We start from the raw sequence: 25,991 nt of genomic DNA, 5'->3' as shown, positions 1-25,991 counted from the left end.
AGGTCCCGAACATGAGCCTCCACCTGATCATCGGCGACAAACTGCTTTCCTCCTGGTCCTTGCGCGGCGCACTGGCCCTCGACCTGGTCGGCGCTCCTTACACCGAAGAATTGATCAAGCTGAACCAGCCGGACACCCGTGAACGTCTGCTCAGGCATTCGCCAACCGGCAAAGTCCCGCTGTTGAAAACCGAACACGGCACCATCGCCGATTCCCTGGCGATTGCAGAATACCTGGCCGAACAATTCCCCGACGCAGGCCTCTGGCCCAAAGACATTGCCGCCCGCGCCCAGGCGCGTTCGGCCTGCGCGCAGATGCACGCCGGATTTTTCGCCATGCGCGGCAGCATGCCGTTCGACCTGAGCCGTGACACACCGCTGTCGCTGACGCCGGCCGACGTGCAGGCAGACATTGAACGCATGCTGGCGTTGTGGGCCGAGTGCCGCGCCGCCGCGACCGAACCTGGTCCATTCCTGTTTGGCGGCGCGACCCTGGCCGATGCGTTTTTCGCACCGATTGCCGTGCGCTTGCGTACCTATCAGGTGAAATTGCCGGCGGCGGACGAGGCTTACGTCAACACGATCTATCAATGGCCAGCCTTCAAGGCTTGGCAGAAAGCGGGGCTGGAGGAGGTCGCACAGTGAAACGAGTACACGTAGCCGCCGCCGTCATTCGTGATGTCAGTGGCAAGATTCTCATCGCTCGCCGTGCCGATACCCAGCACCAGGGCGGTCTGTGGGAGTTTCCCGGTGGCAAGGTCGAAGCCGATGAGTCCGTCGAAACCGCGCTGGCTCGCGAACTCCATGAAGAGCTGGGCATTGTGGTCAACGCGGCGCGCCCGCTGATCAAGGTTCACCATGACTACCCGGACAAACAGGTGTTGCTGGATGTGTGGGAAGTCTCGGGCTTTTCCGGGGAGCCTCACGGTGCAGAAGGTCAACCATTGGAATGGGTGGCGCCGCGTGATCTGTTGAATTATGAATTTCCGGCGGCCAATCAGCCTATCGTTGCGGCCGCGCGCCTCTCTTCGCAGTACCTGATAACCCCGGAAGACCTGGAAACCCCGGCCCTGCTGCGTGGAATTCAGAAAGCCATCGCGGGCGGTATCAAGTTGATCCAGCTCCGGGCGCCCAATGGCTACGACCCGAAATACCGCGATCTGGCGGTAGATGCGGCGGGGCTGTGTGCCGGCAAGGCGCAGTTGATGATCAAGGGCCCGTTCGAATGGCTGGGCGATTTCCCGTCAGCCGGTTGGCACATCACGGCAGCACAGTTGCGCAAGTACGCGGCGGCGGGTCGACCGCTACCGGCGTCGCGCTGGTTGGCGGCGTCCTGCCACAACGCTGAAGAACTGACGCTGGCCGAGCAGATGGGCGTGGACTTCGTAACGTTGTCGCCGGTGCAGCCGACCCAGACTCATCCGGACGCTCAGCCGTTGGGTTGGGCGCAGGCTTCGAGCTTGATCGAGGGGTTCAGCAAGCCGGTGTTCTTGCTCGGTGGCGTTGGCCCGGCGGATCTTCAGAAAGCCTGGGAAGCGGGTGCCCAGGGTGTGGCGGGGATTCGGGCATTCTGGCCCGAGGCATGATTTTGCGGTGAGGCTGCCGGCCTCATCGCGGGCAAGCCCGCTCCCACAGGGATCAACGTCGTACACAAATCTGTGCACACCACTGAACCTGTGGGAGCGGGCTTGCCCGCGAAGGCGGCCTTGAGGACGCCGACTAAATCTGGGGTTTCGCCGCCGGCTGCCACAAAATCTCGGCAATCCCCTGACGCTTGGCAATCAGCCGCGCCGCCACAAACAACAAATCCGACAACCGATTGATGTAGGCCAGCCCAACGCCGGCCAATGGTTCGATCGCATTCAGTTGCTGGCAACGTCGTTCCGCACTGCGCGCCAGGCTTCTGCACACATGGGCCTGGGCAATCAGCGCCGAACCGCCGGGCAGGATAAAATTCTCCAGTGGGCCCAGCTCTTCATTCCACAAATCAATCGCCGCTTCCAGACGCTCGATTTCTGCTGTGTTCAGCGCTTGATACACCGGCATTGCCAACTCGCCGCCCAGGTCGAATAACCGATGCTGGCAGGGCGCCAACACCTCGATCACTTCGTTCAGTCCCGTAAACCTGTGACTTTCCGCTTCCAGCCCGGCCAACAGTACGCCGACCTGACTGTTCAGCGTATCGACTTCGCCGATGGCTTCGATACGTGGATGGTCCTTGGGCACGCGGCGACCGTCGCCCAGGCCGGTTTCCCCTTTGTCGCCGGTGCGGGTGTAAATTTTCGACAAGCGAAAGCCCATGGTTACCTCGATAGCTGATTGAGTTCTTGGGAGACGACCGGGGTGCCCGCCAAGGGCAAGCGCAAGGTGAAACACGTGCCCTGGCCCAGAGTCGATTGCACTTCCATCTGGCCCTTGTGGTTATTGGTGATGATGAAATACGAGACCGACAGGCCCAGGCCGGTGCCCTGGCCGATTTCCTTGGTGGTGAAGAATGGTTCGAAGGTGCGTTTGCGTACGCTCTCGCTCATGCCGACGCCGTTGTCCTCGACCTGGATTTCCGCCCACGGCGGGTTCAGCTTGGTGCGCAGGATGATCCGCCCCGGTTCGCGGTCATCCTCGCGCTGGTGAATGGCTTGCGCGGCATTTTTCAGCAGATTGAGCAACACCTGCTCCAGCTCGTTGGCGGTGCCTGGAACCGGGCCCAACGCCGGATCGAACTGGCGAATGATCGCCTGCCCCTTGAAGTCGAAGCCGATGGCCAGATCGAAGTCGTTGCTGGCGATTTCCACGGCCTGATCGATCAGCGCCGGCAAGTCGCAGGGGGCCATTTGCCGGGTGCTCCGACGGCTGAAGCTGAGCATGTGGGTCACAATCTTTGCCGCCCGGGCGCCGGCCTGTTGGATGCCATCCAGCAACTGCGGCACTTCGCGCGCTTGCAGGTACTGGTTGACCGTCGACAGTTCGATGCCGGATTGCTCGGCCTGTTCGAGGTTTTTGGGCAAGTCGGGGGAAAGGCGCCGACGGATATTCTGAACGTTGTGCAGGATGGCGCCCAGCGGGTTATTGATCTCGTGGGCCATCCCGGCGGCGAGACCACCGACCGAGAGCATTTTTTCTGACTGCACCATCATTTCTTCCAGCGACAGGCGCTGGGTGATGTCGTCGATCCGAATCACCACGCCACGCCCGGCCCCCCCCATTAACGGGTAGAAAGTCAGGGCGTAGTGCTTGGGTTCTTCGTCCTTTAACCACGTCACGCGCTCGATCTTGGCCACGGTGTGCTGCTCGACGGTCTGCTTGAGTTGCGGCAGAAATGGCTTCAGCGGTTCGAAGGCGAGGAAAATCGGCTGGTTCAGGGCTTCGTCGAGACGGGTGCCGGACAGGGCGCTGGCCTCCTGATTCCATTGCGTCACGTAGAGCTGCTCGTCGAGGGCGATCAACGCCGAGGGCATGGAGTCGATGATGCTGTTGAGGTAATTCTGGAAGCCGGTGAGTTTCTTCTCGATCTTGCTGCGCACCTGGACTTCGAGTTCCAGTTTGCGGTTGGTGTGGCGGGTTTCTTCGGCCAACCCCTGGGCCTGATCATAAGCGGCCTGAGAATCATCCCGGGCCCGTTTGAGTTGCTGTTCGCGCGCCTCGATGCGCGAGAGCATGGTGTTGAACGCCTCGGCAAGGCTACCGATTTCATCGTGGTTGCCGCGGGAGGCACGCAGGGCGTAGTTCTCTTCCCGGGTTACTTGCCGGGACAATTCTTCGAGCTGATGAATCGGTCGCGTGATCAGGCGTTTTATCTGCCGGGCAATGACCAGCCACAACAGTACGCTGAAGATCAAAATCCCCAGGCTGGCAGTCAGCGTGCCGGTGTAGAACGCCATCGGCAGTTCGCTGCTGGCAACCAGTAGCAGGTGGCCGGGCGCGGTGCCGGGGCGGGGCAGGGTGATGATTTGGTTGCTGCGGAATTCAGTGGCTTGCCAGGATTCGATGTGCCGGTAACGCTCCGGCAGATTCAACTTGTCGCCATGCTGCAATTGCGCCAGGCGTTCGCCCTTGCCGTCATAAAGGGCCGCCGCACGCAGCGGGGAATAACTGTTGAGCTCATTGAGCAGGCGTTCGGCACTTTGCGGTGACTGCAAAGCCTCTGATACCAGGCTCGGGTTGGATACCAGACGGCCGATGGTCTGCAACGCCTGAGGCGCCATGCTTTCCTGGGAGATGTAATACGCGGCGCTGATAAAGGTCAGGTTGGCGACCAGCAGAACGGTGGTCAACAGCACCAGCAGGGCGGCCAGCAGTTTCTGGCCGACCGGAAGGTTATCGAGGCGCTGGCGCAATGGCATCAGGTTTATCGCTGAATAGGAACAAGTGGCCAGCGTAGCCGCTGCTCAGTCGCTGGGCAATCCAAGGCTGTGCAGATGGGTGATCAACCTTGCCTCAAGCTGATTGAGGTGCGGCAGGTTCAGCTGGTGCCTCGCCGCGACTTTGCAGGCATGGCCCAACAGGTAGCTGATTTCGGTTCGGCGCCGATTACTGACGTCCTGGTGCATCGAGGAGTAGTTGGCGGCCGTCGCGTGGATCACCCGTTCGACTTCCTGTTGAAGGTCCTCGGCGGCTGCCGGCTGACCGCAACGTTCCAGCAATTCCGTCAGTTCGACGCAGAGGGTGGCCACTTCGCAATGATGTTCCTGCAAGCCACCGTTACGACAATCGTGCAGCACCGTCAGCGGATTGATCGCGCAGTTGAGCGCCAGTTTTCGCCACAGTCGGGTCAGAATCTCGGTGCTCCACTCGTGGGGAATACCAGCGGCGCTCACGTCATCCAGCCAGATGGGGGCCACGGGGTGACCGGCATCCCCCAGCCAGGTGTAACCGTGACCGGCAAATACCACACGCCAGTCACCCTCGCGGAAGGCACCTTCGGTGCTTGACGCATAAATGCAGCGTGCCTGTGGCACCTGGGCCGCCACGGCGTCCTGACTGCCGAGACCGTTTTGTAACAGAATCAGCTCCGCGCCAGGGGCCAGGCGCGGCGCCAGTCGGGCCACGGCTTTTTCGGCGTCGTACGCTTTGCAGGCCACCAGCAGACGGTTGATCGGCTCGTTGCTGTCCGGTGTCTCACCGGAGATGTCGTAGGTGGTGGCTTTCCCGTGCTCGACCAGCGTCAGCCCACCCGCCGCCTCATACGCCTGCAAGCGCGCCGCGTCCCGCACGATCAGTCTGACCGGTGCACCGGCCCGTGCCAGGCGAGCGGCCCATAAAGTGCCGAGGCTGCCGGCGCCCAGAACATGCCAGGTGGTGGACATCAGCTTTTTGCTCTGTTTGAGGCGTGCATGGGAGGCTCGCAGTGAATGATGGGAAAGACCCGTTATAATCAGCGCGGATTTTAACCGCAAGCCAGGCGTGCTCTATCGTGATTGAACGCGCCCTTTTATTGGAGAGATTACATGCCGTCGTTCGACGTGGTATCCGAACTGGACAAACACGAAGTCACCAACGCGGTCGAGAACGCCGTCAAGGAACTCGATCGTCGTTATGACCTGAAAGGTAAAGGCAGCTTCGAGTTCAAGGAAAAGGACCTGACCGTCAACCTGACCGCTGAAGCCGATTTCCAGCTCGAAGCAATGATTGAGATCCTCAAGCTGGCCCTGGTCAAGCGCAAAATCGACGTGCAGTGCCTTGAGGTCAAGGATGCTTTTGCCTCGGGCAAGCTGATGAAACAGGAAGCGGTCCTCAAAGAGGGCATCGACAAAGAGATGGCGAAGAAAATCGTCGCTCACGTCAAAGACGCCAAGCTCAAGGTTCAGGCGGCCATTCAGGGCGAGCAGGTGCGCATTACCGGCAAGAAGCGTGACGACTTGCAGGAAGCCATTGCGGCGCTGCGGGCCAAGGAATTCGGGATGCCGCTGCAGTTCAACAACTTCCGCGACTGACCTTCGAAGCGGGAACCTGTGGGAGCGGCGGTGCGACGATTCGACTTGCTCGCGAAGAGGGCGTGTCAGTGGACATCACTGTTGGATGACACACCGCTTTCGCGAGCAAGCCCGCTCCCACCCGGATTGTGCTTAACCCAGGAGAAAAAAGATGGATTTGAATACCGAAGTAGACAACTTGGTCAAGGCGTCACAAGCCTGGATCCCGATGATCATGGAGTACGGCAGTCGCGTGCTCCTGGCGGTCATCACCCTGGCCGTCGGCTGGTGGCTGATCAACAAGGTGACACAAAAGCTCGGCGGCCTGTTGGCGCTGCGCAACGCCGACCTGGCGCTGCAAGGGTTCATCAGCAGCCTGGCAAACATCATTCTCAAGGTGCTGCTGATTGTCAGCGTCGCGTCGATGATTGGTGTTGAAACCACGTCGTTCGTTGCGGCAATCGGTGCGGCGGGTCTGGCCATCGGTCTGGCCTTGCAGGGTAGCCTGGCCAACTTCGCCGGCGGCGTGCTGATTCTGTTGTTCCGTCCGTTCCGTATTGGTGACTGGATCGAAGCCCAAGGTGTTGCCGGTACTGTCGACAGCATCCAGATCTTCCATACCGTACTGCGTACCGGCGATAACAAAACCATCATCGTGCCTAACGGCAATCTGTCGAACGGCATTATCACCAATACCAACCGTCAACCGACCCGTAAAGTCGTGTTTGATGTGGGCGTTGATTACGAGGCGGACTTGCAGAAGGCCCGTGAAGTGTTACTGGAACTGGCCAAAGATTCGCGCGTATTGGCTGATCCGGCGCCTCAAGCGGTGGTTTCTACTCTGGGTGACAGTTCGATCACTCTTTCGCTTCGAGTTTGGGTAAAGACGGCGGATTATTGGGACGTGATGTTCATGTTCAACGAACAATCCCGTGATCGTTTGAAAACAGCCGGTGTTGAAGTCCCGTTCCCACAGCGGATGATTCGAGTGGTTCAGGAGTCTGCGGTGCAGTAAGCAACAAAAAAGGCCCATCCGAAGATGGGCCTTTTTTTATTACCGCAAACTAACTTTCGGCAATTACAGAACCGACAGCGGGTAGTCGACGATCAGACGGAACTCGTCAACGCTACCTTCAAACGCGTCGTCATGGTTGGCGCGATGCCATGCTTGACGAATACGGAAGGACAGATCCTTGGCCGGGCCGGTTTGAACGACGTACTTGGCTTCGACGTTGGTTTCGTGGTGTTTGCCATCTTCACCGTAGAAGCCGGTGTAGGCACTGCCCGCCGGTGTGTTGGTACCGTCGATGTCCCAACCTTTCACGTAACGGGTCATGAAGCTCAGACCAGGTACGCCGTATTCGGCCATTTTCAGGTCATAACGGACTTGTACCGATTTCTCGCCAGGGGCGTTGAAGTCAGAGTACTGGATGGAGTTGGCGAGGAAGATCGAGTCGCCACCGCGGTTGTTTTTACCCACGCCGACATAGTCGAACGGAGTATCGCCATTCACTTTCTGGAAGCCCAGGGTGACGGTGTGTGCTTTCAGGAACGAGTAAGCAGCGGCCAGCGAGTAGGCGGTGTTGTTGATTTCGCCTGCTTTAGCGCTACCGGTGTCCCGGGTGTTGTAGATGTTACCGTCGAAGTTGATCGAGTTGTCGCCACCCAGTGCGAGGGTGTAGTTCGCGTTGGCGTAGTACTGGTTCCAGATGTCTTCCAGTTTAGCGCCGTACAGCGAAACGCTCAGGTCTGGGGTAATGCCGTACTTGCCACCGAGGTAGTCGATGGAGTTGGCTTGCACGCCAGCGTAGTTAGCCCACAGATCGCCATCACGGGCGTTGCTGTCCTGGCTGGTCGCCGAGTAGAAGTGACCGCCTTCGAGGTCAAGATCTTTGACTTCGCTGCTCTGCAGTTGGAAACCGCTGGCAGTTTGATGAAGGATACGGGAACCGCCAACAGCGAATACCGGGGAGGTGCTAGGCTGCAGGTCGCCGGCTTTCAGCTCGGTCTTGGAAATGCGTACCTTGACGGCAGCGCCGGCTTTACCCTGGCTGTTGTTGACTTCGCCATCATTGCCCACGGTCATGTTACCGGAGCCTGCATATTTGTCGGAACCGTCCAGCTTAATGGCCAGTTGACCCCAAGCTTCAACGCCAACACCGATCAGACCTTGGGTGTAGCCAGAGCTGAACATGCCCTGGATGCCCTGGGTCCAGTCTTTGTCGTCGGTTGCGCCGTCTTTCTTGTTACGGTTGTAGTAGTAGTTGCGAACCAGCAAGTCGAGCTTGCTATCTTCAACAAAACCTTTGGCTTCTGCCTGGTCGCTTACGAAAGGTGCGGCTACTGCCAACTGAGTACTGGCTGCTGCTGCAACTGCCAGTGCGATCATGCTCCACTTCATCACGCGCATCGTGATTTGCTCCTTTGGTTTTATAAGAGTACTGCCGTCCCACCTGATTTATTATCTGGGCGGCTCTTTCTTTTTGTGTCGGCGCAAACTTATATCACGCCGACCATGTTGGCGATACTTGCGTACCTAACCTTTCAGCTTCTTTACGACCTAGTCGCAAACTGATTGGTAGATGTCGCAAATTTACAGCCCCGACGCAAGCGGACTGACAACTTTAACGTTGTTTTCCAGGGCCTGAACATCGGTAAAAAGAGTCCCTGGTGAAACGTTTGAATCTCCATCGGGCAACCCTGCCACTATTTTTATTTCCCTTGAGGCGTCCACTTCCAGCGGCTGCCTCAAAGGCGATGTGAGTGTGAATGCAACAAGCGTGCACAAAACAGCTATTTGCTGTTTTTTTTTCTGAACACCTGGCCGACGCTGTAAAAACCCCATAAAACCGGGGGGCTCAAGCACCTACCACTTGGGCTTGACGCCATGATTTACATCGTGCTGCACCATCCTGGAACACTGCGCGACCTTCAAAAACGTTACCGGTTCACCCCACACGTGAGTAAATGGCGGATACCCGACGGAATCAGCGTAGACGCTCTGTACGATTTTGGTGCAAAAAATTTTTATCGCTGTACTGAATTCATACAGTTAGGGCTCATTGTTAAGTGTGGACGCATCATCACTTTCCGGTCACTTCGGCGTTTTCTCGGCGATTGCTGGTTCTGTAGTGGTGCGTTCCAGCGGAAAATGTCTCATGTCGGGGCGTACGTCCGGCTGATCCAGGGGGATCGGGCGGACCATGACCATGGTTCGTCGTGAAGCAGCCGACGTTCGCAGGTATGCTGCCGTCCAGTCGCTTGGTGCGCCGTCTCTCGGGATGGGCGCTAAGCTAAAAATGATGACCCGGCGGGAGTGCGCACAGTGTTCGCTTTAGATCCACGACTTCAACAAGACACGTTACCGATCGGGGACTTCCCGCTCTGCCGTCTGCTCTTGTCCAATGATTCGAACTACCCCTGGTTCATCCTGGTGCCACGTCGCGACGATATCAGTGAGATATTTCAGTTGGGTGTCGCAGATCAACAGTTGCTGTGGCAGGAAACAACCGCACTGGCGCAAATGCTCAAAGGCTCGTTCGACGCCGACAAGATGAATGTTGCAACCTTGGGTAACGTTGTCAGTCAGTTGCATATGCACGTGATTGTGCGCAAACGCGAGGACGCCGCCTGGCCAGCCCCGGTTTGGGGTAAGCATCCGGCAAAGCCGTACAGTGCAGAGCAGATCGCGTCGATTCGCGAACGGCTGCGCCTGGTATTGACCGACAACTTTACGTTTCTGGAGGGTTGAGTAATGAGCCTGGAAGAACGCGTTACCGATCTGGAGAGCCAGTTGGCGTTTCAGGATGACACTATCCAGGCATTGAGTGATGTGCTGGCGGTGCAGCAGCGTGCTGTTGAGCGTTTGCAACTGCAAATGACGGCGTTGCTCAAGCGCCAGGAAGAAATGGCCGGCCAGTTCGAAACGTTTGAAGAAGAAGCGCCACCGCCGCATTACTGAGCTGTTTTTAACAAAGCACAGGCAATAAAAAACCGCGAACAGCCTGGCTGCTCGCGGTTTTTTTCAGCCTTGAATCAGCGTCGCGGCAATGCGGCGATCACGTCTTCGGCTTGCAGGCCCTTGTCACGATTCATCACGGAGAACTCCACGCGCTGGCCTTCGACCAGGACGCGGTGGCCTTCGCCGCGAATAGCGCGGAAATGCACGAAAATATCATCGCCGGAATCACGGGAAATAAAGCCAAAGCCTTTGGAGGTGTTGAACCACTTGACGGTGCCGGTATCGCGATTGCTCATGTCATAGCTTGGCGAAGCGGCGGCGGGTGAAGATTTGTAGAAGCTGATGGCCAGGTGCAGAAGAACGGCGATCAGGGCAGCAATCAGGCTGAACAGAACGGCAGGTTGACCAGCGATGACAGGCATCGGCGCGATCAGCGTCAAGGTTTGCAGGACGACAGCCAGCACGAGCAGGGCACTGACCAGGTTTTGCAGTTGATGACGCGGACCTTTGTTCCAATACGGGATGACCGGAGCCAGGGTGAGGTTAAGCAGGCCGAAAAAGGCCAGGTACAGCGCATCAGGTTGTTGCAGGTAAGGAGCAGCTTCGGATCGCAGGCTAGGGATGAAGGACAGCAGCAAGGCTGCTGCGCCCATTAGCAGGTGGACGATTTTCAACATTTTGATTAACTCACGTTAAGACGGATCACAAGGAAGAGCTGATGAGGCACGGTTCGCTTCAGAACAATAAGAGGCGTTGGGCACGTACCTGGTATCAGCCTATGCGCAGCACCCGGAAAAAATAGGTACCGGCGACACACTGCCTATTTAACAGTAAAGCTTGCGGCTACTCAAATCAGGGAGTCCGGCGGTACGCCGAGGGCGTAGGACGCTCTCCGCAATCTCCCAACAGTTGTTGGCTTATCCTACGTTGATGGTCATAAAGTCATCTGGATATACCTTTGCGCCTGCGCTTTTATAAGACATGGCTTTGTTCTTATAGAAGGCAAGGATGGCAAAGGAGTGTCAAGGATATGGATTACGAAGACAGGCGAAGCGAGGAGAGGGCCAGTCCGGTCAAGGAGATAAGGATTGATCCATTTGTTAGCGAATTCGATATGGGGCTGGCCCAGCCTTTGTCCCGATCAGTACGATTGAATGGCTTTGCCACCTGTTTGCGGCTTGAGCAGGTCTACTGGGATATTTTGGGCCAAATGGCCAAAGTCAATTGCTGCTCCGTCAGTGCGCTGTTGTCCCATGTGGACCGCGAAGTGCATTTGCGCCACGGCGGCGTGAAGAACTTCAGCGGGCTGGTGCGGGTGGTCTGTGTTGTGCACAGCTTGAAGGAAGGGAGTTGTGTCGTCACAGGCTAGTGATGGCGATGGAATGGGCAGAGTGTCGGTCTGTGCAGTCTTACGGCTGCACAGGCTGCATTTAATGGATATAATCCCGCTCTTTGCCGCAAAACCCAGCGTGTGCGGTAGCAATCTGATCGCCGAGACAACCCCCATGCCGATGTACGACTATCAATGTGCTTCCTGTGGTCATCAGTTGGAAGCCATTCAAAAGATCAGCGCAGCACCGCTGGTCGACTGCCCTGCCTGCCAGGCGCCAGAGCTTAAAAAGATGCTGTCCATGCCAGGCTTCCGCCTCAGCGGCACCGGCTGGTACGAAACCGATTTCAAGACCGGTTCAAAGAAGAACCTGGCCGGCGGCGACAAAGCTGACTAGGGTCTAGAGCCTGTTGAACGACACGAGTGAGCGCTTGCAGCATCCAGCACCTTTCTTAAGGGCGAGTCTGCTGCAGGAGCTCCAACCGAATTTCGAATTACGAGAAGTGAAACCACGACCATGATGCGCAGCCATTATTGCGGCCAACTGAACGAAGCCCTGGAAGGCCAGGAAATTACCCTTTGCGGATGGGTTCACCGTCGCCGTGACCACGGTGGGGTGATTTTCCTCGATATCCGTGATCGTGATGGTCTGGCCCAGGTGGTGTTCGACCCGGACCGCGCTGAAACCTTCGCCGTCGCCGACCGCGTGCGCAGCGAGTACGTGGTCAAGGTCACCGGCAAGGTGCGCCTGCGTCCGGCCGGTGCCACCAACGCCAACATGGCGTCGGGCATGATCGAAGTGCTGGGTTACGAACTGGAAGTACTGAACGAATCGGAAACCCCGCCGTTCCCGCTCAACGAGTTCTCCGACGTCGGCGAAGAAACCCGCCTGCGCTATCGCTTCCTCGACCTGCGTCGCCCGGAAATGCTCGAGAAGCTGCGTCTGCGTTCGCGTATGACCACCAGCATCCGTCGCTACCTGGACGAGAACGGCTTCCTCGACGTCGAGACGCCGATCCTGACCCGTGCTACCCCGGAAGGCGCTCGCGACTACCTGGTGCCGAGCCGTACCCACGCCGGTTCCTTCTTCGCCTTGCCGCAATCGCCACAGCTGTTCAAGCAACTGCTGATGGTGGCTGGCTTCGATCGTTACTACCAGATCGCCAAGTGCTTCCGCGACGAAGACCTGCGTGCAGACCGTCAGCCTGAGTTCACTCAGATCGATATCGAGACCAGCTTCCTCGATGAAAAAGACATCATCGCCATCACCGAAGGCATGATCCGCAACCTGTTCAAGGAAGTGCTGGATCTGGAATTCGGCGAATTCCCGCACATGACCTTCGAAGAGGCCATGCGTCGTTACGGTTCCGACAAGCCGGACCTGCGTAACCCGCTGGAACTGGTTGACGTCGCCGACCAACTGAAAGAAGTCGACTTCAAAGTCTTCAGCGGCCCGGCCAACGACCCGAAATGCCGCATTGCCGCCTTGCGCGTACCTGGCGGGGCGAGCATGCCGCGCAAGCAAATCGACGACTACACCAAGTTCGTCGGCATCTACGGTGCCAAGGGCCTGGCGTACATCAAGGTCAACGAGCGCGCGAAGGGCGTCGAGGGGCTGCAATCGCCTATTGTCAAAAATATCCCTGAAGCCAACCTCAATGTGATCCTCGATCGTGTTGGCGCAGTCGATGGCGACATCGTGTTCTTCGGTGCCGACAAGGCCAAGATCGTCAGCGAAGCCTTGGGTGCACTGCGGATCAAGGTCGGCAACGACCTGGACCTGCTGACCTGCAAGTGGGCGCCAATGTGGGTTGTCGACTTCCCGATGTTCGAAGAGAACGACGACGGCAGCTTCACCGCCTTGCACCACCCGTTCACCGCGCCGAAGTGCACGCCGGAAGAACTGGAAGCCAACCCGGCGACCGCTCTGTCCCGTGCCTACGACATGGTCCTGAACGGCACCGAGCTGGGTGGCGGTTCGATCCGTATCCACCGCAAGGAAATGCAGCAGACGGTGTTCCGCCTGTTGGGTATCAATGAAGCGGAACAGGAAGAGAAATTCGGCTTCCTGCTCGACGCCCTGAAATATGGCGCGCCGCCGCACGGTGGCCTGGCCTTCGGCCTGGACCGTCTGGTCATGCTGATGACCGGCGCCCAGTCGATCCGTGAAGTGATCGCTTTCCCGAAAACCCAGAGCGCGGCTGACGTCATGACTCAAGCTCCGGGGGCCGTAGATGCCAAGGCGCTGCGCGAATTGCACATTCGTCTGCGCGAAACACCAAAGGCTGAGTAAGGCTGACCGAAAAGGCGCATCCTTTTGGGATGCGCCTTTTCTTTAGGTCGAGATTTTTTGTTGCTGGCCGTCGTATCGTGCGAGGCGAGCAATTGTTTCAAAGAGAATTCGGAGCGAGTTATGGCGGGTCATTCCAAGTGGGCGAACATCAAGCACCGCAAAGAACGTCAGGATGCCAAGAAAGGCAAGATTTTCACCAAGTGGATTCGTGAGCTGACCGTTGCGGCCCGTCAGGGCGGCGGTGACCCGGGTTCCAACCCGCGTTTGCGCCTGGCGCTGGACAAGGCCCTTGGTGCAAACATGAGTCGCGATATCATTGATCGCGCGGTGGCCCGCGGTGCCGGTGCTGCCGACACCGACGACATGGTCGAGCTCAGCTACGAAGGCTACGGCCCGGGCGGCGTGGCGGTGATGGTCGAGTGCATGACCGACAACCGTAACCGCACCGCAGCGGCTGTTCGCCATGCCTTCAGCAAATGCGGCGGCAATCTGGGTACCGACGGTTCGGTGGCTTATTTGTTCGAGCGCAAGGGGCAGATTTTCTTCGCGCCGGGCGTTGATGAAGATGCGCTGATGGAAGCGGCCATGGAAGCCGATGCCGATGACGTGGTCACCCACGAAGACGGCTCGATCGACGTGTTCACCTCGTTTGCCGGATTCTATTCCGTGCGTAACGCCCTCGAAGCAGCTGGTTTCAAAGGCGATGACGCGGAAATCGTCATGCTGCCGACCACCAGTGCCGAGCTGGACCTGGAAGGCGCCGAGAAGGTCCTCAAGCTGATCGACATGCTCGAAGACCTGGATGATGTGCAGAACGTCTACTCCAACGCGGACATTCCGGAGTCGGTGGCCGCTCAGCTCGGTTGATGTGCCCCTTGTAGGAGCGAGCTCGCTCGCGAAGAACCTGAGAACGGCGCGTTAATTCAGGTTGTCCGAGTTATCGTTAACGTCCATCGCGAGCAAGCTCGCTCCTACCTATAAGCCCGCAGGCGTTATGACTTTAATTCTTGGTATCGATCCCGGTTCGCGCATTACCGGTTATGGCGTGGTACGCGATACCGGGCGTGGCTGCGTTTACGTGGCGTCGGGCTGTATTCGCACGGGGTCCGGCGAGTTGCACGAGCGTCTGCAAATCGTCTATCGCGGTGTGCGGGAAGTCATCCAGACGTACGGCCCGGTGACCATGGGCATCGAAAAGGTCTTTATGGCGCGCAACGCCGACTCAGCGCTCAAGCTCGGCCAGGCCCGTGGCGCAGCCATCGTCGCTGGCGCCGAGGAAAGCCTGGAAATTGCCGAGTACACCGCGACCCAGGTCAAACAAGCAGTGACCGGCACCGGCTCTGCCAATAAAGAGCAGGTGCAGATGATGGTCATGCACATGCTGAAATTGACCAGCAAGCCGCAAATCGATGCTTCAGACGCCCTTGCCATCGCCATTTGTCATGCTCACACGCGTTCCAGCCTGTTGCCGCATGGCCTTGGCTCGGCACGCAGTCGTGGCGGGCGCTTGCGTCTCTGATAGCATCAGCAATCATTTTTTATGGAATGAGGGCTTTGCGCCTGTGTTGCCGGCGCAAAGCCCTCGTTCTGTCAGTCGCTAGCCATTGAGCTGGCCAACGCTCAAGGATCTGAAACGTGATTGGACGCTTGCGCGGCACACTGGCTGAGAAACAGCCGCCGCACCTGATTCTGGATGTAAATGGTCTGGGGTATGAGCTGGAAGTGCCCATGACCACGCTTTATCGCTTGCCGTCGGTCGGTGAACCGCTGACCTTGCACACCCATTTGGTCGTACGCGAAGACGCGCAGTTACTCTATGGTTTTTTCGGCAAGCGCGAGCGAGACTTTTTCCGCGAATTGATTCGCCTCAATGGCGTGGGACCGAAATTGGCCTTGGCCTTGATGTCGAGCCTGGAAGTCGACGAGCTGGTCCGCTGCGTGCAGTCCCAGGACACCTCCGCCCTGACCAAGGTGCCTGGCGTGGGCAAGAAAACCGCCGAACGTTTGCTGGTGGAACTCAAGGATCGCTTCAAGGCTTGGGAAGCCGTACCGGCAATGTTCGCCCTGGTACCCAACCAGCCGGGTGGGCCGGATGCGCCGGCTCCGGTCGCCACCGCCGAAAATGACGCTGTCAGCGCACTGATTTCCCTGGGCTATAAGCCACAGGAAGCCAGCAAGGCGATTTCCGCGATCAAGGAGAAAGGTTTGAGCAGTGAAGACATGATCCGTCGCGCCCTGAAGGGAATGATCTAAGTGATTGAAGCTGATCGTCTGATTACCGCCACGCCGGGCCCTCGCGACCGCGAGGAAGTCCAGGACCGGGCGATTCGTCCTGTCAGCCTGGCCGAATACATCGGCCAGCCGACCGTTCGCGAGCAAATGGAGTTGTTTATCCAGGCCGCCCGTGGGCGTAACGAATCACTGGATCACACGTTGATTTTCGGTCCGCCGGGTCTGGGTAAAACCACCCTGGCCAACATCATCGCCCAGGAAATGGGGGTGTCGATCAAAAGCACCTCCGGCCCCGTTCTGGAGCGTCCCGGTGACCTTGCCGCGTTGTTGACCAATCTTGAGCCCCACGACGTGTTGTTCATCGATGAAATCCATCGACTGTCGCCGATCGTCGAAGAAGTGCTGTACCCAGCCATGGAAGACTTCCAGCTCGACATTATGATTGGCGAAGGGCCGGCAGCGCGCTCGATCAAGCTCGATCTGCCCCCGTTCACTCTGGTAGGGGCCACGACACGAGCCGGGATGCTGACCAATCCGTTGCGCGACCGTTTCGGTATCGTCCAGCGTCTGGAGTTCTATAACACCGCCGATCTGGCGACCATCGTCAGCCGTTCGGCAACGATCCTCGGCTTGCCGCTGGACCCGGAAGGCGCCTTCGAAATCGCCCGCCGCGCCCGAGGCACCCCGCGGATAGCCAACCGATTGCTGCGCCGGGTTCGGGATTTCGCCGAAGTTCGCGCCAAGGGCCACATCACCAAACCGATCGCCGACCTGGCGTTAAATCTGTTGGATGTCGACGAACGTGGCTTCGATCATCAGGACCGGCGTCTGCTGTTGACCATGATCGAGAAGTTCGACGGTGGGCCGGTCGGGGTGGACAGTCTCGCGGCCGCCATCAGTGAAGAGCGCCATACCATTGAAGACGTGCTGGAACCTTACCTGATCCAGCAGGGCTACATCATGCGTACGCCACGGGGGCGGGTGGTCACCCGGCACGCGTACCTGCACTTCGGTTTAAATATTCCTTCACGATTGGGCGAGATGCCCGTGGTAGACGAATTCCTCGGTGCTGTGGACGATTAATTAACCTTTGCGCGCTGAATTTTCGGGCATTGTGCTGTCCTAGGACCGTACTTTTGCGAGAAAGCCGCAGAACAATGAAAAACAGTTGCCTGGCCGGATTGGCAACCTGAGGAGTAAGCACTAGAGTATGCGCGCGCAAAACGGGCTTGAGCCTTTCGCACTTCGTTGTCGCGTTTATTACGAGGACACCGATGCGGGCGGCATCGTGTATTACGTTAATTACCTCAAGTTTATGGAACGGGCTCGAACCGAGCGGCTCCGGGAGCTGGGCTTTGCCCAATCGGCGCTTGCAGGGGAGGACCTGTTGTTCGTCGTGCATTCCAGCGAAGCGCGTTACCACGCGCCGGCGCGACTGGACGACGAGCTTCTGGTAAGCGCTGAAGTAATCGAATTGAACCGTGTCAGCCTGCGCTTTAAACAGCAGGTCAGGCGGGCTACGGATAATGTGCTGCTCTGCGAAGGGCAGTTTTTGGTGGCCTGTGTGCGCACTAACAGTTTGAAACCCCGGGCCATTCCCGAAGCTCTACGTGCGGCCTTTGCCGACGTGAGCGGCGCGGGTACACACTCAAAGCAGGAGATAAAGCGTGGAAGCTAACGTCGTCGACCATTCCTCCATGTGGAGCCTGGTCAGCAATGCCAGCGTCGTGGTGCAGTTGGTAATGCTGATTCTGGTAGCCGCATCGGTGACCTCATGGATCATGATCTTTCAGCGCAGCAACTTGCTGCGTGCCGGTCGACGTGCCCTGGAGAGCTTTGAAGAGCGCTTCTGGTCGGGTATCGACCTGTCCAAGCTCTACCGTCAGGCGGGTAGCAACCCTGATCCGGATTCGGGCGTCGAGCAGATCTTCCGTGCCGGTTTCAAGGAATTCTCCCGCCTGCGTCAGCAGCCTGGCGTCGATCCTGAAGCGGTCATGGAAGGCGTGGCCCGTGCCATGCGCGTCGCCATTTCCCGCGAAGAAGAAAAGCTCGAGCAGAGCCTGCCGTTCCTCGCCACCGTCGGTTCCGTCAGTCCGTACATCGGTCTGTTCGGTACGGTCTGGGGCATCATGAACTCCTTCCGTGGTCTGGCAGCTGCCCAGCAAGCGACCCTGGCCACTGTGGCACCGGGTATTGCCGAAGCACTGATTGCCACCGCAATTGGTCTGTTCGCTGCCATTCCGGCCGTTATCGCTTACAACCGCTTTGCTGCCCGCAGCGAAACGCTGATCAGCCGTTACTACACCTTCGCCGATGAATTCCAGGCGATCCTGCACCGCAAAGTGCACACCAGCGAAGAATAAGCAGGTAATTTCCAATGGCTTTAATCGCTCGAGCTCGTAAAAAGCGCAAGCCGGTTGCCGAGATGAACGTGGTGCCTTACATCGACGTGATGCTGGTACTGCTGGTCATCTTCATGGTGACCGCTCCGATGCTCAATCAGGGCGTGAAAGTTGATCTGCCCAAGGTTTCCAGTGAAGCCTTGCCGCAGGACAACAACACCCAGGTCCTGACCATTTCGATCAAGGCTGACAAGACCTATTACTGGAACCTTGGCAGCGAAGTCGACACCGAAAAGCAGCAGGACAAGGCCATGACCTTGCCGCAGATGACCGACGCCGTGACCAAAATCATTCGTGCCGGGACTGAAGGCGGCAAGCGTACCCAGGTGTTCATCCGCGGCGACAAGACCGTCGACTACGGTTCCGTCATGGGCGCCATGGGCGGATTGCAGAAAGCCGGGGTCGGTAATGTTGGCTTGATTACCGAGGCGCCCTGATGCAGCAACAGCGAGAGCCGTCCGCCTCGGAAAGCTACTTCTGGCCCAGTGTCCTGGCGATTGTCCTGCACGTGCTGGTGTTCGGCATGCTGTTCGTCAGTTTCGCCTTTACACCTGAGCTGCCGCCGGCCAAACCGATTGTCCAGGCGACCTTGTACCAGCTGAAATCGAAGAGTCGGGCGACTACCCAGACCAATCAGAAGATTGCCGGTGAGGCGCAGAAATCTGCTGCCCGCCAGACTGAAGTCGAACAGATGGAACAGAAGAAGGTCGAGCAGGAAGCGGTAAAGGCTGCGGAACAAAAGAAAGAAGAAGCGGCTCAAAAGGCCGAGGAAGCCAAGAAGGCCGACGAGTCGAAGAAAGCGGATGAGGCTAAAAAGGCTGATGAAGCCAAGAAAGCCGATGAAGCGAAGAAGACCGCCGAAGCCAAGAAGGCCGAAGAGAAACAATTGGCTGATATAGCCAAGAAGAAATCTGAAGAAGAGGCCAAGAAGGCTGCTGAAGAAGAGGCCAAGAAAGAGGCCGCTGAAGAAGCGAAGAAAAAGATCGTCGAAGACGCGAAGAAGAAAGCTGCGGAAGACGCCAAGAAGAAAGCTGAAGCTGAAGAGGCGAAGAAGAAAGTCGCCGAAGACGCGAAGAAGAAAGCTGCTGCCGATGCTGCGAAGAAGAAATCGCAGGATGCGGCACGTAAATCTACCGAAGACAAAAAGGCTCAGGCCCTGGCAGATTTGCTTTCCGACACGCCGAAGCGCCAGCAGGCCTTGGCCGATGAGCAGGGTGACGAAGTCGCCGGCAGTTTCGATGATCTGATTCGTGCACGCGCAGCGGAAGGTTGGGCTCGTCCTCCTTCGGCACGCAAAGGTATGACGGTCGTGTTGCAAATCGGCATGTTGCCGGACGGTACGGTGACTTCGGTCAGTGTGGCCAAGTCCAGTGGCGACGGTCCGTATGATGCTTCGGCGGTAGCGGCGGTCAAGAATATTGGACGTTTGACAGAAATGCAGGGAATGAAGCCGAGCGATTTCGCTCCGTATCGTTCATTCAAGATGACATTCACACCTGAGGATCTAGCCTTGTGAGAAACCTTCTTCGAGGAATGCTTGTCGTTATCTGCTGCCTGGCAGGGATAGCGGCAGCGGATGAAAAAAACATTCTGGTCACCAGCGGCAGTGATCGGGCAACCCCAATCGCGGTAGTGCCGTTCGGTTTCCAGGGCGGCACCGTATTGCCGGATGACATGGCCGAAATCGTCGGTAATGACCTGCGTAACTCGGGTTACTACTCGCCGATTCCCAAGCAGAACATGATCAGCCAGCCGAGCCAGGCCAGCGAAATCATTTTCCGTGACTGGAAGGCTGTTGGCGCCCAGTACATCATGGTCGGCAGCATTGTTCCGGCGGGCGGTCGCCTGCAGGTTCAGTACGCATTGTTCAACGTCGCCACCGAGCAGCAAGTGCTGACCGGCAGCGTGTCGGGCAGTGTCGAGCAACTGCGCGACATGGCGCATTACATCGCTGACCAGTCGTTCGAAAAACTCACCGGTATCAAAGGTGCGTTCTCGACGCGTCTGCTGTACGTGACGGCCGAGCGTTTCTCCGAGAAGAACACTCGTTACACGTTGCAGCGTTCGGACTATGACGGTGCCCGCGCTGTCACTCTGCTGCAATCGCGTGAGCCGATCCTGTCGCCGCGTTTCGCACCGGATGGCAAGCGCATCGCTTATGTCTCGTTCGAGCAGAAGCGTCCGCGTATCTTCATGCAGAACATCGACACCGGTCGCCGTGAGCAGATCACCAACTTCGAAGGCCTCAACGGTGCGCCAGCCTGGTCGCCGGATGGCAATCGCCTGGCATTCGTGCTGTCCAAGGACGGTAACCCGGACATCTACGTGATGAACCTGGGGTCGCGTCAGATCTCGCGTGTTACCAACGGTCCCGGCATCAACACTGAGCCGTTCTGGGGTAAGGATGGTTCGACCATCTACTTCACTTCCGACCGTGGCGGCAAGCCACAGATCTACAAAACCAGCGTCAGCGGTGGCGGTGCGGAACGTGTGACCTTTATTGGTAACTACAACGCCAACCCTAAGCTTTCGGCTGATGAAAAGACCCTGGTGATGATCCACCGCCAGGATGGTTTCACTAATTTCAAGGTTGCGGCCCAGGATTTGCAGCGAGGAAGTGTAAAAATCCTCACTGATAGCACTCTGGACGAGTCGCCTACTGTCGCGCCCAACGGCACCATGGTAATCTACGCCACCCGCCAGCAGGGCCGGGGAGTCTTGATGCTCGTGTCCATCAATGGACGCGTAAGGCTCCCGCTTCCTACCGCTCAAGGCGAAGTCAGAGAACCTTCCTGGTCCCCTTACCTGAACTGACGCGGCGCTACACGTTTCACTTAACACAATTGGGGTTCATTAGGAGTTTCACGATGGAAATGCTGAAGTTTGGTAAATTTGCTGCGCTGGCTCTGGCCATGGCTGTAGCTGTAGGTTGCTCGTCCAAAGGCGGCGACAATGCCGGTGAAGGCGCTGTAGATCCAAACGCTGGTTACGGCGCAAACACTGGTGCAGTTGACGGCTCCCTGAGCGAAGAAGCTGCTCTGCGCGCAATCACCACTTTCTACTTCGAATACGACAGCTCGGACCTGAAGCCAGAAGCCATGCGCGCTCTGGACGTTCACGCCAAAGACCTGAAAGCAAACGGCGCTCGCGTTGTTCTGGAAGGCAACACCGACGAACGTGGTACTCGTGAGTACAACATGGCACTGGGCGAGCGTCGTGCGAAAGCCGTTCAGCGTTACCTGGTACTGCAAGGTGTTTCCCCAGCTCAGCTGGAACTGGTTTCCTACGGCGAAGAGCGTCCAGTTGCTACCGGCAACGACGAGCAGTCCTGGGCTCAAAACCGTCGCGTCGAACTGCGTAAGTAATTCGTCATGCGAACGTGCCGTCGTGCTGTAACTGTTCTGGCTCTCAGTCTCGCACCGCTTGCGGTGTGGGCTGCGGTTCCTGTGGTCGATAACGACTCCGGCTATAACAATAGCGGGACCAGTTATCCGCCTGCGGGTTACGGTACGAACGGCGCCTATGCCGGGGGAGGGGTTTCGGCCCCTGTCTCGGCACAGGGCGAGCTGTTCAACCAGCTGCAATCGATGCAGGAGCAGATCTCACGCCAACAGGGTGTGATTGAAGTTCTGCAAAATGAAGTAGCGCGCATGAAGCAAGAGAACCTGGAGCGATATCAGGATCTTGATCGGCGCATAGGAACCGGCGTTGCACCAGCCGCGACTCCTGATAATTCTTCCACCGGTGGCAATTTGAACGCCCCCGGTGCAGCGGCAGGCGCAAGTGCAGGAGCGGCAGCCGCAGCCGCAGCCGCTCAAGCGCCCGCCGCGGGTAGCGAGCCGGCTGATCCGGCGAAGGAAAAACTGTACTACGATGCAGCCTTCGACCTGATCAAGGCCAAGGATTTCGACAAGGCCAGCCAGGCTTTTTCCGCATTCCTGCGTAAATACCCGAACAGCCAATATGCGGGCAATGCCCAGTACTGGTTGGGCGAAGTCAATCTGGCCAAGGGCGATCTGCAAGGTGCAGGCCAAGCATTTGCCAAGGTCTCGCAGCTGTACCCAAAGCACCCCAAAGTGCCTGATTCGCTGTACAAGCTGGCTGATGTAGAGCGCCGCCTCGGTCATACCGACAAGGTAAAAGGCATTTTGCAGCAGGTGGTGTCCCAATATCCGGGTACTTCCGCCGCTCAGTTGGCTCAACGCGATTTGCAACGCATGTAAGCCTGTGTGACTCGTTTTGAAGAAACCCGCACTTGTTGCGGGTTTTTTCGTTAGAATTCACGCCCTTTTTATGAAATACGCTTTTTGGGATCTGCGCGATGGCGGGGTTCCTTGAAGTGCCTGACGGAGGCGGACAGCCTGTTTAGCTGTTATGCCCGTGGCGACTATGCAAGACACATTGAGAATCACTGAAGTTTTTTACTCGTTGCAGGGTGAAACGCGGACTGCCGGGCTGCCCACCGTTTTTGTGCGCCTGACCGGTTGCCCATTGCGATGCCAATACTGCGACAGCGCCTACGCGTTCACAGGGGGCACCATTCGCACGCTCGATGACATCCTCGAGCAAGTGGCCGGTTTCCGCCCCCGTTACGTCTGTGTTACCGGTGGCGAGCCGCTGGCGCAACCCAACGCCATTCCATTGCTCAAGCAGTTGTGTGATGCCGGTTACGAAGTGTCACTGGAAACCAGTGGTGCTCTTGATATATCGGCAGTAGATTCTCGGGTCAGTCGCGTCGTCGACCTGAAAACTCCGGGTTCGAAAGAAGCGCACCGCAACCGCTACGAGAACATCGAACTGCTCACGCCCAACGATCAGGTGAAGTTTGTCATCTGTTCGCGGGAAGACTACGACTGGGCTGTGTCCAAGCTGATTCAATACGGTCTGGACCGGCGCGCCGGCGAAGTTCTGTTCTCGCCAAGTCACCATGACCTGAATGCTCGGGACCTGGCGGACTGGGTGGTGGCGGACAACCTGCCAGTGCGTCTGCAATTGCAGCTGCATAAATATCTTTGGAATGACGAGCCGGGGCGCTGAAATGACGGAACCACTGAACACTGCTGAAAAACGTGCGGTCATCTTGCTGTCAGGTGGCCTGGACTCGGCGACGGTCGTGGCCATGGCTCGTGCGCAAGGCTACAGCTGCTACACCATGAGTTTCGACTACGGTCAGCGGTCTCACGCAGAATTGCACGCCGCTGAACGTGTCGCCCGCGACTTGGGTGTGGTCGAGCACAAGGTGATCGGTTTAAACCTGAACGGCATTGGCGGTTCGGCGCTGACTGACAGCCGCATCGACGTGCCGGAAGTGCCGGGGGAAGGTATTCCGGTGACTTACGTGCCAGCGCGCAACACGGTGTTTCTGTCCCTGGCGCTGGGCTGGGCTGAAGTGCTCGGCGCGCGTGACATCTTCATCGGCGTGAACGCCGTCGACTACTCCGGTTATCCGGATTGCCGTCCCGAGTTCATCGAGTCTTTCGAGCGCATGGCCAATCTGGCGACCAAGGCCGGCGTAGAAGGGAACGGTTTCCGCATCCAGGCCCCACTGCAGAACCTGAGCAAGGCACAAATCGTCCAGGCAGGCGTGAAGCTTGGCGTCGATTACGGGCTGACCGTTTCGTGCTATCAGGCCGACGATAACGGCCGTGCGTGCGGCAAATGCGACAGCTGCCGTCTGCGTGCAGAAGGCTTCGCAGCCGCCGGAATCAGCGACCCAACCCCTTATTTTTGATTTATTTCAAATTAGGTGTTGAATAGTCCTTAAAAATCAGTATTATACGCGCCACCACACAGCGGGTCGTTAGCTCAGTTGGTAGAGCAGTTGGCTTTTAACCAATTGGTCGTAGGTTCGAATCCCACACGACCCACCATTTTTGTAGCAGTTTTAAAAGTCTGGAAGGCCCACGCAAGTGAGGATTTCCGGATTTTTTTTTGCCCGCGATTTTACGTTGCCTCCGTGCGGTGCCGCATCGTATGACGCAGGTCAGAATCATCTTTTGCATCCTCCGGATATTCTGTAGCCTTGCGCAGCTCCAACGCTGTCCATGCCTGATGAATACTCACTTTCCCGGCGGTACCCTGAAGGGGCCGGAGCCGGGTGTATACTCGACTTTCGCGCGAACGCGCCTGCAGGTCTTGCGAACATGACGCAGATTTCCGAACGCCTTCTGGTTCAAGCCCACCTCGACGCCAAGCAGCCAAAGCCGCTGACGGTTGAGGAAGAGGCTTATTACCGTGCCGCCATCGCTGCCGAGCTCAAGGCTCAGGACGCGGTGCTGGTTGCTCACTTCTATTGCGATCCGGTCATTCAGGCCCTGGCTGAAGAAACCGGTGGTTGCGTCTCCGACTCACTGGAGATGGCCCGTTTCGGCAATGCCCATCCGGCCAAGACCGTCGTGGTCGCCGGTGTGAAGTTCATGGGCGAAACCGCGAAAATCCTCAACCCTGAAAAACGCGTGCTGATGCCGACACTGGAAGCGACGTGTTCGCTGGACCTGGGTTGCCCCGTCGACGAGTTCTCGGCGTTCTGCGATCAGCACCCGGAGCGCACGGTGGTGGTGTATGCCAACACCTCGGCGGCAGTCAAAGCCCGGGCGGACTGGGTGGTGACATCGAGCTGCGCACTGGAGATCGTTGAAAGCCTGATGGATAACGGCGAAACGATCATCTGGGGGCCGGACAAGCATTTGGGTACCTATATTCAGCGCAAGACCGGTGCCGACATGCTGCTGTGGGATGGTGCCTGCATCGTTCACGAAGAGTTCAAATCCAAGCAGCTCGAAGACATGAAGGCGCTGTACCCGGACGCCGCGATTCTGGTACACCCGGAGTCGCCGACGTCGGTGATCGAGTTGGCGGATGCCGTCGGTTCCACCAGTCAATTGATCGCGGCGGCACAAAGCCTGCCGAACAAGACGTTCATCGTTGCTACAGACCGCGGCATCTTCTACAAGATGCAGCAGCTGTGTCCGGACAAGGTCTTCATCGAAGCGCCAACGGCGGGTAACGGCGCATCCTGCCGTAGTTGCGCACACTGCCCATGGATGGCGATGAACACCCTTGAGCGCACGCTGAAGAGCTTGAAGGAGGGGGCGAACGAGATCTTCGTTGATCCTGCGTTGATTCCTCAGGCGATTCGCCCGTTGAAGCGGATGCTCGACTTCACCCAGGCGGCACGGATGAAGCTGGCTGGTAACGCTTAAGAGCAGGATCAAAAGATCGCAGCCTTCGGCAGCTCCTACACAGGTTTATGTAAACCCCTGTAGGAGCTGCCGAAGGCTGCGATCTTTTTTGTGGCCGTTACTTGGTCTTCTTCGGAACCCGCACCAACTGCGTGTTGGAATACATGTCATGCCAGCTGCGTTGCTGTTTGTCGAACAGTGACCAGAAGAACCCAAGCCCAACACATAGCAACGACGCAATCGACACCACAAACCGCAACAGCGCCTGCCACAGGCTGATGGATGAACCATCGGCATTCTGCACACGGATGCACCACACCTGCATGCCTAGCGTCTGGCCAGACCACGTCCAGAACTTGGCAAAGAAGCCGAACAGGACAAACAGCAGCACCGTCGACAGCAACGGATCGCCGTCCAGCGCGCCGGCCTCGGTCAGCGCGCGCATTTTGTCTTCACCGATGATTGCCATCTGGATCATCTTGTAAAGGCCGCTGGTGACAATCAGCAAGGCGGTGCATAACAGAAAGTCATAGAACATCGCTGCCAGACGACGACCCAAGCCAGCGGCAGGAAAATTGCCCTGGGGAGTAAGCAGGTGTTTCGACATGGCAGGCTCTCGGCGCAAAAGAAGCCATTTTACGGATTTACGTGCACAAAAAAGCCCCTGATGTCAGCATCAGGGGC

General features: G+C 57.8%; 29 protein-coding genes and 1 tRNA gene. 24 read left to right on the top strand and 6 right to left on the bottom strand.

The genetic code is table 11. From position 1 onward, the window contains the following. The first annotated feature begins 11 nt into the window (after positions 1-11). A complete protein-coding gene (locus JFU37_RS27825; protein WP_201120295.1) occupies positions 12-644 on the top strand; it encodes a glutathione S-transferase family protein in 633 nt (210 codons plus the stop codon). Next, positions 641-1,585: a Nudix family hydrolase gene (locus JFU37_RS27820; RefSeq protein ID WP_201120293.1), complete on the top strand. Its 945-nt coding sequence runs from the start codon at positions 641-643 to the stop codon at positions 1,583-1,585. The genes JFU37_RS27825 and JFU37_RS27820 overlap by 4 nt, the downstream gene beginning before the upstream one ends. 133 nt (positions 1,586-1,718) lie before the next feature. Here the strand turns inward: JFU37_RS27820 and JFU37_RS27815 are convergent, their stop codons facing one another. From JFU37_RS27815 to JFU37_RS27805, 3 genes are read right to left on the bottom strand one after another with little or no spacing between them, the layout of a single operon-like run. After that, the gene (locus JFU37_RS27815) at positions 1,719-2,300 is read right to left on the bottom strand and encodes a cob(I)yrinic acid a,c-diamide adenosyltransferase (RefSeq protein ID WP_201120291.1); all 582 of its coding nucleotides are present in this window, start codon (positions 2,298-2,300) and stop codon (positions 1,719-1,721) included. A 2-nt stretch (positions 2,301-2,302) separates the two neighbouring features. Continuing rightward, positions 2,303-4,339 (bottom strand): sensor histidine kinase, encoded by a 2,037-nt coding sequence (locus JFU37_RS27810; RefSeq protein ID WP_201120289.1) that lies wholly within the window; start codon positions 4,337-4,339, stop codon positions 2,303-2,305. A 45-nt stretch (positions 4,340-4,384) separates the two neighbouring features. Next, the gene (locus JFU37_RS27805; protein ID WP_201120281.1) at positions 4,385-5,302 is read right to left on the bottom strand and encodes a putative 2-dehydropantoate 2-reductase; all 918 of its coding nucleotides are present in this window, start codon (positions 5,300-5,302) and stop codon (positions 4,385-4,387) included. Positions 5,303-5,443: 141 nt separating this feature from the next. Here JFU37_RS27805 and JFU37_RS27800 point away from each other — a divergent pair, with 141 nt between their 5' ends. Both JFU37_RS27800 and JFU37_RS27795 read left to right on the top strand, forming a co-directional pair. Then, entirely contained in the window at positions 5,444-5,929 is a 486-nt protein-coding gene (locus JFU37_RS27800; RefSeq protein WP_060539637.1) for a YajQ family cyclic di-GMP-binding protein, read from the top strand. A 151-nt stretch (positions 5,930-6,080) separates the two neighbouring features. Continuing rightward, positions 6,081-6,923: a mechanosensitive ion channel family protein gene (locus tag JFU37_RS27795; RefSeq protein WP_201120280.1), complete on the top strand. Its 843-nt coding sequence runs from the start codon at positions 6,081-6,083 to the stop codon at positions 6,921-6,923. A gap of 63 nt (positions 6,924-6,986) precedes the next feature. On the opposite strand, the gene JFU37_RS27790 is transcribed toward JFU37_RS27795, so the two are convergent. Further along, entirely contained in the window at positions 6,987-8,318 is a 1,332-nt protein-coding gene (locus JFU37_RS27790; protein WP_201120278.1) for an OprD family porin, read from the bottom strand. Between the two features lie 915 nt (positions 8,319-9,233). On the opposite strand from JFU37_RS27790, the gene JFU37_RS27785 reads away from it, so the two are divergent. Next, entirely contained in the window at positions 9,234-9,659 is a 426-nt protein-coding gene (locus tag JFU37_RS27785) for an HIT domain-containing protein (RefSeq protein ID WP_201120268.1), read from the top strand. 3 nt (positions 9,660-9,662) lie between these two features. Next, on the top strand, positions 9,663-9,869 hold the full coding sequence (locus JFU37_RS27780) for a SlyX family protein (protein ID WP_201120259.1): 207 nt from the start codon (positions 9,663-9,665) through the stop codon (positions 9,867-9,869). 74 nt (positions 9,870-9,943) lie between these two features. Here the strand turns inward: JFU37_RS27780 and JFU37_RS31090 are convergent, their stop codons facing one another. Further along, entirely contained in the window at positions 9,944-10,546 is a 603-nt protein-coding gene (locus JFU37_RS31090; RefSeq protein WP_201120257.1) for a cold-shock protein, read from the bottom strand. Positions 10,547-10,899: 353 nt separating this feature from the next. Between JFU37_RS31090 and JFU37_RS27770 the strand changes: the two genes are divergently transcribed. The 18 genes from JFU37_RS27770 to nadA all read left to right on the top strand — a co-directional run bounded on the left by JFU37_RS27770 (position 10,900) and on the right by nadA (position 25,328). Then, positions 10,900-11,238, top strand: a complete 339-nt coding sequence (locus JFU37_RS27770) for a ribbon-helix-helix domain-containing protein (protein WP_201120255.1) — start codon at positions 10,900-10,902, stop codon at positions 11,236-11,238. Positions 11,239-11,374: 136 nt separating this feature from the next. Continuing rightward, complete coding sequence (locus tag JFU37_RS27765; protein WP_010457489.1) at positions 11,375-11,596, top strand: FmdB family zinc ribbon protein; 222 nt, start codon at positions 11,375-11,377, stop codon at positions 11,594-11,596. Between the two features lie 120 nt (positions 11,597-11,716). Beyond that, on the top strand, positions 11,717-13,492 hold the full coding sequence (aspS, locus tag JFU37_RS27760; RefSeq protein WP_201120253.1) for an aspartate--tRNA ligase: 1,776 nt from the start codon (positions 11,717-11,719) through the stop codon (positions 13,490-13,492). Positions 13,493-13,612: 120 nt separating this feature from the next. Beyond that, positions 13,613-14,359, top strand: coding sequence for a YebC/PmpR family DNA-binding transcriptional regulator (locus JFU37_RS27755; RefSeq protein ID WP_201120251.1), 747 nt, complete (start codon positions 13,613-13,615; stop codon positions 14,357-14,359). Positions 14,360-14,486: 127 nt separating this feature from the next. Next, positions 14,487-15,011 (top strand): crossover junction endodeoxyribonuclease RuvC, encoded by a 525-nt coding sequence (ruvC, locus tag JFU37_RS27750; protein WP_201120249.1) that lies wholly within the window; start codon positions 14,487-14,489, stop codon positions 15,009-15,011. 116 nt (positions 15,012-15,127) lie between these two features. Continuing rightward, positions 15,128-15,745 (top strand): Holliday junction branch migration protein RuvA, encoded by a 618-nt coding sequence (ruvA, locus tag JFU37_RS27745; protein ID WP_201120248.1) that lies wholly within the window; start codon positions 15,128-15,130, stop codon positions 15,743-15,745. Then, positions 15,746-16,807, top strand: a complete 1,062-nt coding sequence (gene ruvB, locus JFU37_RS27740; protein ID WP_201120247.1) for a Holliday junction branch migration DNA helicase RuvB — start codon at positions 15,746-15,748, stop codon at positions 16,805-16,807. 127 nt (positions 16,808-16,934) lie between these two features. Next, positions 16,935-17,402 (top strand): tol-pal system-associated acyl-CoA thioesterase, encoded by a 468-nt coding sequence (ybgC, locus tag JFU37_RS27735; protein ID WP_131059803.1) that lies wholly within the window; start codon positions 16,935-16,937, stop codon positions 17,400-17,402. Next, positions 17,392-18,087, top strand: a complete 696-nt coding sequence (gene tolQ / locus JFU37_RS27730; RefSeq protein WP_201120246.1) for a protein TolQ — start codon at positions 17,392-17,394, stop codon at positions 18,085-18,087. The genes ybgC and tolQ overlap by 11 nt, the downstream gene beginning before the upstream one ends. A 23-nt stretch (positions 18,088-18,110) precedes the next feature. Then, positions 18,111-18,563, top strand: coding sequence for a protein TolR (tolR, locus tag JFU37_RS27725; RefSeq protein WP_161807482.1), 453 nt, complete (start codon positions 18,111-18,113; stop codon positions 18,561-18,563). Then, positions 18,563-19,642 carry a cell envelope integrity protein TolA gene (gene tolA / locus JFU37_RS27720; RefSeq protein WP_201120244.1) on the top strand — a complete coding sequence of 360 codons (1,080 nt, stop codon included), beginning with the start codon at positions 18,563-18,565 and terminating at the stop codon, positions 19,640-19,642. The genes tolR and tolA overlap by 1 nt, the downstream gene beginning before the upstream one ends. Beyond that, complete coding sequence (tolB, locus tag JFU37_RS27715) at positions 19,639-20,940, top strand: Tol-Pal system beta propeller repeat protein TolB (RefSeq protein WP_446739613.1); 1,302 nt, start codon at positions 19,639-19,641, stop codon at positions 20,938-20,940. The genes tolA and tolB overlap by 4 nt, the downstream gene beginning before the upstream one ends. 53 nt (positions 20,941-20,993) lie before the next feature. Then, complete coding sequence (pal, locus tag JFU37_RS27710) at positions 20,994-21,491, top strand: peptidoglycan-associated lipoprotein Pal (protein ID WP_003178634.1); 498 nt, start codon at positions 20,994-20,996, stop codon at positions 21,489-21,491. 6 nt (positions 21,492-21,497) lie between these two features. Then, complete coding sequence (gene ybgF, locus JFU37_RS27705; protein ID WP_201120241.1) at positions 21,498-22,349, top strand: tol-pal system protein YbgF; 852 nt, start codon at positions 21,498-21,500, stop codon at positions 22,347-22,349. A gap of 166 nt (positions 22,350-22,515) precedes the next feature. Next, entirely contained in the window at positions 22,516-23,163 is a 648-nt protein-coding gene (gene queE / locus JFU37_RS27700; protein ID WP_201120239.1) for a 7-carboxy-7-deazaguanine synthase QueE, read from the top strand. Position 23,164: 1 nt separating this feature from the next. Further along, positions 23,165-23,857 carry a 7-cyano-7-deazaguanine synthase QueC gene (gene queC / locus JFU37_RS27695; RefSeq protein ID WP_201120237.1) on the top strand — a complete coding sequence of 231 codons (693 nt, stop codon included), beginning with the start codon at positions 23,165-23,167 and terminating at the stop codon, positions 23,855-23,857. A 63-nt stretch (positions 23,858-23,920) separates the two neighbouring features. Further along, positions 23,921-23,996, top strand: a tRNA-Lys gene (locus JFU37_RS27690). A 273-nt stretch (positions 23,997-24,269) separates the two neighbouring features. Next, complete coding sequence (nadA, locus tag JFU37_RS27685) at positions 24,270-25,328, top strand: quinolinate synthase NadA (protein ID WP_201120232.1); 1,059 nt, start codon at positions 24,270-24,272, stop codon at positions 25,326-25,328. Between the two features lie 97 nt (positions 25,329-25,425). Here nadA and JFU37_RS27680 read toward each other — a convergent pair whose 3' ends face one another. Next, positions 25,426-25,914 carry an RDD family protein gene (locus tag JFU37_RS27680; RefSeq protein WP_201120231.1) on the bottom strand — a complete coding sequence of 163 codons (489 nt, stop codon included), beginning with the start codon at positions 25,912-25,914 and terminating at the stop codon, positions 25,426-25,428. Between the last annotated feature and the right edge of the window lie 77 nt (positions 25,915-25,991).

This window comes from Pseudomonas sp. TH41 (assembly GCF_016650695.1).
Lineage (GTDB): Bacteria > Pseudomonadota > Gammaproteobacteria > Pseudomonadales > Pseudomonadaceae > Aquipseudomonas.
Note: the sequence above shows the minus strand (reverse complement) of the source record. Positions and strands in the feature narration are given on the sequence as shown.